The sequence below is a fragment of the Mesorhizobium sp. M1A.F.Ca.IN.020.03.2.1 genome, assembly GCF_004023205.1.
In the GTDB taxonomy this organism is placed as follows: Bacteria; Pseudomonadota; Alphaproteobacteria; order Rhizobiales; family Rhizobiaceae; genus Mesorhizobium.
This window is the reverse complement of record NZ_RZSV01000217.1, coordinates 1-9,304: the sequence shown is the minus strand read 5'-3', so window position 1 is coordinate 9,304 and position 9,304 is coordinate 1. Positions and strand designations below refer to the sequence as shown.

Here is a 9,304-nt window from a genome sequence, read left to right as displayed (position 1 = left end):
GCTCATGGATGTGCTCCCTTTCTGCGGGGTTGAGCGCCCGCCGTTCGGCGTGGAGGCGCGGGAAAGTTCGGCAAGTACGCTTTCGAACGAACCGACCCGGTCGGCGATGCCGGCGTCGACCGCAGCCTTGCCAATGAAAGTGCGTGCTTCCGTCTTGCGCGCGGCGGCTGCGGTGAGCCTGGAGCCCCGCCCTTTGGCCACCGTGCCGAGGAAGGCGCCGTAGAAGGCGTCGACTTCGGCCTGCAGGTCCTCGCGGACGGCGTCGGAAAGCGGCTCGAAAGGGTTGGCGTCGACCTTGTGGGCGCCGGCATGGATGAGGGTCGGCGTGATGCCGTCGCGGTCCAGCTGCCGGCTGAAGTCGGCGTGCAGAAGAACGACGCCGATCGAGCCCGCTATGCCGGTTTCCGTGGTGACGATCTCGTTGGCGCCCGACGCGATGGCGTACATGGCCGAAGCCGCCATGCCGTTGACGACCGCGACGGTTCGCTTCCTTGCGGCAAGATCGCGCACGAGGGCTGCCGTTTCGAAGGCGCCCACGGCTTCGCCGCCTGGCGAATGCATGTCGAGGATGACGGACTTCACAGCAGGGTCGGCCGCTGCCGACTTCAGCTGGAAGCCGATCCCTTCGTAGGAGGTCAGACCGGAGCTGGCACCGACCCAGGCGCCGCGGTTGACCAGGGAGCCGGTGACCGTGATGATGCCAACCCCGTCGCCGGTGACGCGATAAGGCACGGCGCGGCGGGCGCCGTTCTCGTCCTCGACGACCGATCCCCCCTCGAATCGCGAACTCTGGGGCGCATTGACGCCGAGCCTGCCGGCAAGGACGGAAAGCACCACCTCGGCCTTGTCACGCGTGATCAGCAGCGGCCGGTTCAGCACCCGGTCGGCGATATGGATCAGCGATGTCATGGAGGCTCCTAGCGGATGAACCGCATGGTCTTGGCGTAGCGCAAACGCTTTCCGTTCTTTGCCGAGCAGGCAGCCGCGAGGCGCATCAGTTCGGCGTCGAGCGCCTTGATGTCGGCGCCGGAAAAACGAAGCTGCTCCCGGGTCACCGGGGACTGGATGGAAAGTTCCTCGACATGCTCGCCGGCGAGCGCGCGCAGCTTGACCGCATAGAGCGCCTGATAGAGCGCGCAGGGGTCATCCTGGTCGACGGCAACGCCGTTGATGGTGACGAGGGTCGGCATCAGGCATCTTCCTTTTTCTTCGATGCCTTCTCGTCCTGGATGACGTCGTCCTTCGCGTCGCCCGGCCCCTGACCGAACGGCGACGGCATGCCCGCCTCGACATAGCGCTTGTGCCAGTAGAGCCGGCGCTCGAAGACCTCCTCCGCGTCGGCGCCGATCTCCGCGCATTCCATGTCAAGCGTCGACGTCCCGTTGAGCAACCGTTCGCTCGCCGCCTTGGCGCTCTTCTGGTCGTCGGCAGTGGCCTTGGCCGGGCCTTGCCACATTGCCCAAAGCACCCTGTCCCGGTTTGCGGAGAAAGCCTCGTAGCCACCCTTGAACGGCAGCCGGCCGGTGCCGATCAGCTCGTCCACCAGATGCTCGAAGCCGATCTGGCAAATCGGCGAAGCGATGCGATCGCGGCGGCGGGTGACAACCGGGTGCAGGGACGCCCCTTCCATTCTGGTCGAGGAATAGGTCGCGCCCTCATAGTTCATCGTGTAGCTGGCAACGCTGATGCCGATCGCGCGCGCCATGCCGCGCTGCAGCTCGTTGGACACGGGCAGGAATTGCGGCCCCGGAATGCCCGTCGACATCAGGTCGAGTTTCTCTCCGGGCGCCAGATGCGAGATTTTCGGATCGCTGCCGACCGAGATCTCGCTTTCGGCCGCCTTGTCCATGACGGCAAGGAAATAGTCGCGGAACTGGGCGCGTAGTTCCTTGCCGTCCTGACTTTCGCCGAGCGCTTCAAGAGCCTCGAAGGCCTCCGCCGACGGCTTTTCGCTGGTCAGCACCTGGGCAAAGACGGTCTGCAGGATGCCGGTCTGGATCGTCACGTCGACCAGCGTCTCCCATTGCAGGTATTCGCGAAAGGCCGCGACGAGCCGAGAAATGCCACGCACGTCGTTGCCGTCCACCGGGTCGAACACATGAGCGACCATCTGGCGCCCTTGCGCGTCATAGGCCCGATGGTCGCGCTTGACGACGATGCCGGTTTCTTTCTCGGCGAGACGGTAGGCGACAGGACGGCCGTTCGGATCGTGGATAACGCCCTGATACAGCCCCTCGAACTCACTGGTGTCCTGCACCAAAGCGGTAGGCGTCGTCAGGCACATCTTGGTGCCCGACGTAATGCCATAACGGCGGCGGTCGCCGGCGGACATATAGTCCATCAGCATCAGCGCCTCGCCAAAGACGACGTCATGGCGCAGAGCGATGTCCACCTTTTGCGGCACGATGAATTTGCCCTTGAGGTCGCATTCGCGCGCGTTCCACGCCCAACGTTTCCACTCGGCCTTCAACAGCTTGATGAAATCGTCCGTCTCCTTCCTGTCATAACCAAGCTTTGCTAGGTCCGGCATCGGATTGAGGATGAGCTCGACTCCGACGGTGTCGGCGATGACCTGGTCGACCGCGCCTCTCAGACGGCCGGAATTCTGGATGATGTCCATGGCAAGGCCGGCCGCGCGGCGCCACGCGGTGCGAACCTCGTCGCGATGATCGCGCAGCGCGGTGCCGCGCGTTGACAGGATCCGCGAACGGCTGTCGCGCAGATACCCGGCATTTGCGGACGGACGAGGAGCGGACGCGCCTTCCCTGCCGAATATCCGCTCCAGCAACTTCATGCGCGCCTTTTCCATTTCTCGCGACGGGCTTGCGAGACCTCGTCCGTCGTCGATTCCGTCGGGTCCGTGGTCTCAGGCTTCGGGGCATGGCGCAGGCCGTGAAGCAGGTCCGGCTTCGAAGCCGGTCTCAGCCGCTCGCGCAGGGCCGCCCAGTCGTCGGCCCTGTTGGTCGACAGCCCGAGCATTTCCGCCATCGCCATGGCGTAAACCTGCGCGTCGAGGCAGTGATTGTCCGGCCGCAGGCGTTTCCATTCCTCATGGAACTTGCCGCGCACGACCTCGGCGACGAAGGCCTCCGCCGTGAGCTGCAGGAAATATTCCTTCGGCAGGAAGTCGCCGAAATGCACGTAGCCCGGCGGATCGGCCGGCTCGCCGGAACGCAGGCCGGGCTTGTGCAGATTGGCGAACAGTTCCGACTTGAGGCCCCATGTGCCGACCGGCCATAGCATCGCGCTGCCGAAACGCTTGCGCTTGCCGCGCTTGGTGACCGACTTCTTGGCCGGGACGCTGATTGCCGGCACACCGCGTCCGCCGACGCCCTTGACAGCATAGGCATTGGGGCGCCGCCGGCACCATTCCAGGACCTGATTGGTGCGGCCGCCGTCGCCGCCGTCCACGGCCAGTGCCTCGATCCGCCGCCAGCTACCGAAAGCGTCGTGGAGCGGCTTGGCGAAGAACTCACCGAGCTTCGTCCAGGCGCCTTCGCCGGCGTTGTCCGTCGCACCCTCGAAGAAGCGGACGCCCAGCACCCAGCATTGCCGGTCCTCGCCAAAGGCAACGACGAGGGTCCAGATGCCATTGTGCTGCACGTCGGCGCCGGCGACGAGAATGAGCCCATCGGCAGGGATCTTCATTTCCGCGAAGGGTTCGCGGCGCTCCATCAGCCGCTCGTATTCCGGCGCGTTGCCCTTCACCTTTGCGGGAAGGCCGTACACCAGATTGAAAATCCCCTTGTCGCCGAGACCGCCGGCCTTGGAGTGGTTGAGTATGTCCTCGGCGATCGCTTCGTAGCTCATCATCAGCGAGATGAAGGCATCGACGTGGAAGCCGGGGTGCCGGTCAGGACCGGTCAGGGTGGCGATGTAGCGTCCATTGCGGACGCCGATGACCCGCTCGGTTTCGGTGATGATGTGCCCGCAATGCGGGCAGACATAGAAGCTCTTGTGCGGATGCAGTCGATCGAGATGGAACCCCTCGTGGGCCTGGACGAACTCTCCGCCACATTCAACGCAGGCAATGTTCCAGAAACGCTGGTCGGAGCGCTTGAAGGAACGGTCGATCCGGCAATGCCCGGGCAGGTCGCCCAGGTCGTCGCCGGTGTCGATCTCCGGCGTCGACAGCTCGAAGATCTTGAAGGCCTTCGTGCGCCGGAAGGCGGTGAAGCGACCGAAAAAGAGCGTTTCCGGATCGTCGCCGCTGACATGGGTCTGCCACTTGGAGACCTCGTCCTTGACGCCGTAGCGCGTCGTCTTGCCCGAGAGATCGGTCGCCACGTTGGCGTTGGCGAGCATCAGCGATCCGCCGGCGAAACGCTTCTCGTAAATGGTCGAGCCCGAGCCGGACCGGCTCACGGCCGGGAAGATCACCTGCTTGCCAGTCTTCGCCTGCCAGGCCTCGATAAGCGGCTGCAGCTTCTGGCTGTTCATGTCCTGCAGGAAGTCGATCGACGGCAGGCCGTAGATGGTGTTGTCCGGCGCCGTGTCGGCGATGTAGAGCGACCAGGCAAGGGCGAGGATCGAGACGCCCGTCTGTTGCGATTTGCGCACCGTCACCAGATTGCAGGGATGCTCGAGCGACAGGCAGTCGGCGATCTCACCTAGATATGGCGCGTCTTCGAGCGCCCAGAGTTCCCCCTTCTTAGGCCCGTCGACAAGCACGATGTTGTCGGGCAGCCACTCGCGAAAGCGCGCCGGCGGGCGAGGCCTGATCGCCTCCGCAAGCGCCATGCCGGCAAGGCGCAGCGCGCCGGGATGGCCGAGCCCGAAATGGACGCTCACAACTCCTCGTCCTCGAGCACCTCGTCATGCTCCGCGGCTTTCTCGACGATGGCGCCGAGCCGATCGGCAATCTCGGTGTTCAACTCGAAAGCGATGCTGCGCAACAGCACGCGCAGCCCATGGGCGCCTTCTCGCGAAACTGCCAAAGCCATGTCGTCGGCCTTGTTCTGCAGACGGGCGATGCTCGACTGGATCTCACGGCCGCAGACGGTCAGGGCTTCACGCATCCGGTCGGCGCGGACCAGCTGGCCGATATGCTCCTGCCGACGCAGCTTCTCGCGTCCGACTTTGAGCCAAGCTTCTTGCCGAAGCGCTTCGTCGCGCGACGTGCTGGAGTTGGCCGACGGAGCCGACGGCGCGTCCTTGCGAGCGGCCGCAATCTTCTCGGAGCTAGCGAACTCGCCGCGGTAGTGATCGTAGTGCGCCAGCGAAAACCGCATGATCCGGTCGCGAGCGTCGCGCTCGACCGGAAGGTCATGCTCCTCGACCAGTCGCCGCACCAGTTTGGTGACGGCCTGCTTCGTGACGCCATCGCGCGCCGCGATCTCGGCGGGCGTCGCCATCACGGTTTCTTCAGACGGCATCCAGACAACTTCCTTCGAGCCGCTGACAACCCTGACAACCCAACTTTTTCGATGGTGCGACTGGCGGAAATCCAGGGGCGGGTCTGCCCGTTTGAGGTCGAGGGGCGCGGTACGGTCCCTATACCTTGGGTGGCGGCACGGCTGTCTTGCCCAGTTAGTCGAAGAAGCCAGGGAGCATGAAGCTGATCTCGTGCATGACCCTCGGCGGCAGCTCGCGGTTGGCGAAGGCTGTAAACTCTTGAGCCGTGTCGCCCTTGACCATCTCGGCCGGGATGATGACGCCTGAATCCACGAGCGAAACCGGCCTGCCCCACCTGGTCGACGAGCGATCCGGCGCGTAGACGTGGCCGCCCAAGCCCTTGGCGGTGACGCGATTTGGAAACCGACCTGCCTTGGCGAAATCACCGGCATACAGCCGCCGCGCGCCGAAGGGCGAAGCGGTCACGCCAGCCCGCGTCTCGCGCGGCTTGAAGTATTTGAGCGAGACGTCACCGCCCTGCGTGCGCATGGCATAGGCGAGCTCGCCATAGTTGGCCCGCTCGACCTTGATCGCCCTGCGGATCGTCCGGTACGGCAGGCCCGTCTGGTTCGCGAGCGTCCGCGTCAGCTTGGTGCGCAACCGATCGCCGACATGATTTACGGCTCGCGCAAGCAGCAAGCTGCGCTGCATCTCGCTCAAGCGGCCCAGCGCATTGTCCAGCCGCTTGAGACCAGACAGATCGGCCCACCTGATCGTCAGCAGGCCGTTCACGCTCGTACTCCCAAAATGAAAAACCCCGGTCGCGAGGAGCGCCGGGGCGAGTTCTTTCTTACCGTGATCAGGTCTATGTCAAGTTTCTGCCGCGCGTCAACGGACGGAGGCGGTTTTTTTCGCGCGTTGATCCGCATCGTTGTGTGCCAACCAAACCCCAGGTCTGTCCTCCTCGAGCCATGGCGTCATCGTGCGATCAGAGGACACTAGCCGATGCGCGATCAGCTGCGGCCCGAGCTCGGCCTCGAGCCAGCGCAGCGCCGCGACCCAGATCTGGTAGTCGAGCCGTCCCATGATGTCGCCGCTCGGATCGGTCGAGAACTCGTACTTTCGGTAAGCGCCCTTCGCCGGCCGCTTGAGGCGCTCGTCATAGCCATGCACCTCGATGTCGTAGGTCTGGCCGTTATTGTCCGTAACGCGCTTCATGACGAACCAGGCCGGCTTGCCGCCGCGCTCGGCCAGCCGAACCCTGGCAGGGTCCGCGCCCCAGTCAGGCTCCCGCCCGAGGATCGCGGTTCCGACGACCAGGCTGACAATGCCTTCGCCGCGTTGCTCGTGCGAACGGGCGCGATAGCGCTCAACTGCGCGCGCAACGTACAGTTCGGCCAAACCGTGCGTATCCGGCCAATTCGCCAAGGCATTCCAGCCCTGCGGGATGACGACCTCGCAAGCGGCCAGCGCCGCGACCGCCCGGCCAACGGTCACCGCATCCTCGTGCGGCTCGCCCTGCTCGATCCAGAAATTGTCGTAGTCCTTGCGGCCTCCATCGATCAGCGCGCCAAGCTCGCCAAAGCTGGTGATCTTGCCCCAGGAAGAAGCCTGCAACATGCGCCAGGCCGAATGCGGATTTTCCAGACCTTCCACGCCACCCCCCTTCGGCAGCTCATGGACGAAGGCCCAGGTCAACAGCTCTTCTATGTTCACCGTCTTCATGTGCTTTCACTCCTTCGTCCCAATTTTTCTCTTATCGACCCAACTCGCTGCTCTTCGTCCCAAATCGAAAAGCCAACAAAGCGAACAAAAGCAGCAGGCTAGCCGGGATGTCGGGACGGGAGGGTCGAAAGGGACGATGAAATCCGCGCCATACATGAAACACCCGCTATGCCTCTTTGTCCTTCGTTTGATCTCATCCGCGCACGGATGAACCGAGAGAAATCGACCCCAGCGTCCCTTGCTTCCTAACCTGCTGCTTTCCCAAACCCTTTCAGTCCGGCTCCCTTCCCCAACTCGCAATCTACCGTCCCTCGCGGCCTTGGCGCCAAAGTGGGGAAAGGGTCAGCCCTCAAAGCCGTATGCCTCCGGCGAAGGGCCTGGATCGCGGCCGGGCGGCCGCACGAACTCGTCCTTGACCCTGATGCCCCGGTAAATCGTCGTGCCGCTTTTCGCCTTCCAGAAGCGCTTCATCGCGCCGTCAGGCGATCGCCATGTCAGCCGCGTGTAATCGGGAAGCTTGCGCGAGAAGGTCGACGACTTGAACTCCGCCGCACCCTCGCGGGCTGCCCAGTTGGCATAGCCGAGGTGCAGGTCACCGGGCGAAGTCTCGTCATCCTCCTTGCCAGTCACGATGCAGGCGTTGCGCAGGAAGGCGCCGATCGGATCGCTCTCTTCCCGGTATTCGCGGGTCGCGGCAAGCACGCTTTCCGGTGGTCGCAACCCATAGTTCAGGTAGTCGAGCGTTCCCCGCACCAGCCAGGCGAAGACGCCGTCGGCTTCGGCGCGCAGCTTCTTGGGCAGGTCCCGATCGATCCTGTCCTTCGAGATCTGGACTTCCCAAGGTACGAGATAGACGCGGCGCCAGATGCCGTCGGAAGTGTCATCGATGCGCGGCTTGTGGTTGCCTGAAAGCAGGATCTTGAACTGCGGCAGCACTTCGAAGAAATCCTGGTGCAGCCGCCGCACCGCGATCTTCTCGCCGCCGGTCAGCGTCTTGATCAGCGCGTCCTTGAGCTTCACGCCCATTTCGGGTTCCGATGCCGCGACCAGCCGCGCCCCAGGCAGGCGCGCGAGATCCGGCGTCGCCTCATTGCCCCCTCGCCTGGTATCGCCGGCGAAACTGTCGATCGACAGCGTCACGGCGAAGTCGCCGAAGATCGAGCAGAGCAGGTCGACGAAGGTCGACTTGCCGTTCGAGCCTGCGCCGTAGAAGAACACCAGGCATTGCTCGACTGTGAGGCCGAGAAGGCAATAGCCTGCAAAACGCTGCAGGAAGCCCCTGATCTCCGGGTCGGGCTGCACCTCTTTCAGAAAAGCGTCGAACACCGGCGCCGCGGCACCGGGCCGATACTCGGCTTCACCACTCTTCGAGATCAGATCAACGGGATTGTGGAGGTCGAGGCGCGGCTGCCACTCATAGACAGGGTCCTGCGGATCCGACTCCTCGTGCTCCATCCGCACGAAACGCAGCGTGCCGGAGCGGCAGTTGAAGGCGTAGACATCCTTGTTAAGGTCGCCCACCATCCTGGCAACATGCGGCAGCGCTTCTTTCATCATGTTGTCCAGCTTCGAGGAACCGGCCGAGCTTTTGGCGTGACGATGCCGCGACGATTTCCTCGCATTGGCGCTCTTCTGCGCCTCATTGGCGGCGTCGATGATGTCTTCCAGTTCCATCAGCCGGCCGAGCTTCTCGGCGTCCCAGTCCTTCTTCGGCGCGCCAAGGCGTTTGCGCTCCAGGCGGGCGTTCCGGCCGGCCTCCAGGGCCCTCTCTTCATCTTCGGTCGCGCTCAGCAGCGCCGCCTCGGCCGAGATCAATTCGGCGGTCCTCTGGGCCAGCGGCCGCACCACGGACCCGTCCTCGTCCTCTTTCCAGCGCGTGCCGTCGAAACCATGCCAGCCGACGCGCGCCACATGCAGGACGCGCGAGCCGTAGCGGATCAGGAAACGCCGGCCGTTCCCGATATCCGTCTCGGGCTCCAAGGCGCAGTCGCTCAGCACCGACTGCTCGTCGGGCTGTTCGGGAAGCTGCCGCCACGTTTCACTCGCGCCAAACAAAGGGGATCGGGGCTCTATCCCATAGGCGGCGGCCTGGCGCTGGGCTTCCTCGAGGACGGCGGCCACCTGATCCGGCATGGCGGGGTTCTTGCTGCTCATGCCACCCTCTTCGCGGCCTCGGCAGCCATGGAGGCGAAATCGCAGCCAGGCCGCGGCCAGACGATCGGGATCGCCCTGCCCGGCCGCGGCC

At 64.4% G+C, this 9,304-nt stretch carries 8 protein-coding genes; all 8 read right to left on the bottom strand.

Translation table 11 applies throughout. The annotated features are described in order from the left end of the window. Nucleotides 1-909 (bottom strand): S49 family peptidase (locus tag EOA79_RS25655; RefSeq protein WP_164893945.1); only part of this gene is annotated, 909 nt, incomplete at its 3' end. An 8-nt stretch (nt 910-917) separates the two neighbouring features. Then, complete coding sequence (locus EOA79_RS25650) at nt 918-1,190, bottom strand: hypothetical protein (protein ID WP_127335107.1); 273 nt, start codon at nt 1,188-1,190, stop codon at nt 918-920. Further along, nucleotides 1,190-2,794 carry a phage portal protein gene (locus tag EOA79_RS25645; RefSeq protein WP_206522092.1) on the bottom strand — a complete coding sequence of 535 codons (1,605 nt, stop codon included), beginning with the start codon at nt 2,792-2,794 and terminating at the stop codon, nt 1,190-1,192. Before EOA79_RS25645 ends, EOA79_RS25650 begins: the two co-directional genes overlap by 1 nt. Continuing rightward, nucleotides 2,791-4,791 (bottom strand): terminase gpA endonuclease subunit, encoded by a 2,001-nt coding sequence (locus EOA79_RS25640; protein ID WP_245479178.1) that lies wholly within the window; start codon nt 4,789-4,791, stop codon nt 2,791-2,793. The genes EOA79_RS25645 and EOA79_RS25640 overlap by 4 nt, the downstream gene beginning before the upstream one ends. Continuing rightward, the gene (locus EOA79_RS25635) at nt 4,788-5,375 is read right to left on the bottom strand and encodes a hypothetical protein (RefSeq protein ID WP_127335109.1); all 588 of its coding nucleotides are present in this window, start codon (nt 5,373-5,375) and stop codon (nt 4,788-4,790) included. The genes EOA79_RS25640 and EOA79_RS25635 overlap by 4 nt, the downstream gene beginning before the upstream one ends. 154 nt (nt 5,376-5,529) lie before the next feature. Beyond that, on the bottom strand, nt 5,530-6,126 hold the full coding sequence (locus EOA79_RS25630; RefSeq protein ID WP_127215565.1) for a phage tail protein: 597 nt from the start codon (nt 6,124-6,126) through the stop codon (nt 5,530-5,532). Nucleotides 6,127-6,222: 96 nt separating this feature from the next. Continuing rightward, nucleotides 6,223-7,059, bottom strand: a complete 837-nt coding sequence (locus EOA79_RS25625) for a hypothetical protein (RefSeq protein ID WP_127215564.1) — start codon at nt 7,057-7,059, stop codon at nt 6,223-6,225. Nucleotides 7,060-7,401: 342 nt separating this feature from the next. Continuing rightward, a complete protein-coding gene (locus EOA79_RS25620) occupies nt 7,402-9,213 on the bottom strand; it encodes a phage/plasmid primase, P4 family (RefSeq protein WP_127335110.1) in 1,812 nt (603 codons plus the stop codon). Nucleotides 9,214-9,304 lie beyond the last annotated feature (91 nt).

Coding starts and splice junctions, on each gene's coding strand:
- EOA79_RS25620 (WP_127335110.1), bottom strand. CDS start 9,213: ATGAGCAGCAAGAACCCCGCCATGCCGGATCAGGTGGCCGCCGTCCTC.
- EOA79_RS25625 (WP_127215564.1), bottom strand. CDS start 7,059: ATGAAGACGGTGAACATAGAAGAGCTGTTGACCTGGGCCTTCGTCCAT.
- EOA79_RS25650 (WP_127335107.1), bottom strand. CDS start 1,190: ATGCCGACCCTCGTCACCATCAACGGCGTTGCCGTCGACCAGGATGAC.
- EOA79_RS25645 (WP_206522092.1), bottom strand. CDS start 2,794: ATGAAGTTGCTGGAGCGGATATTCGGCAGGGAAGGCGCGTCCGCTCCT.
- EOA79_RS25635 (WP_127335109.1), bottom strand. CDS start 5,375: ATGCCGTCTGAAGAAACCGTGATGGCGACGCCCGCCGAGATCGCGGCG.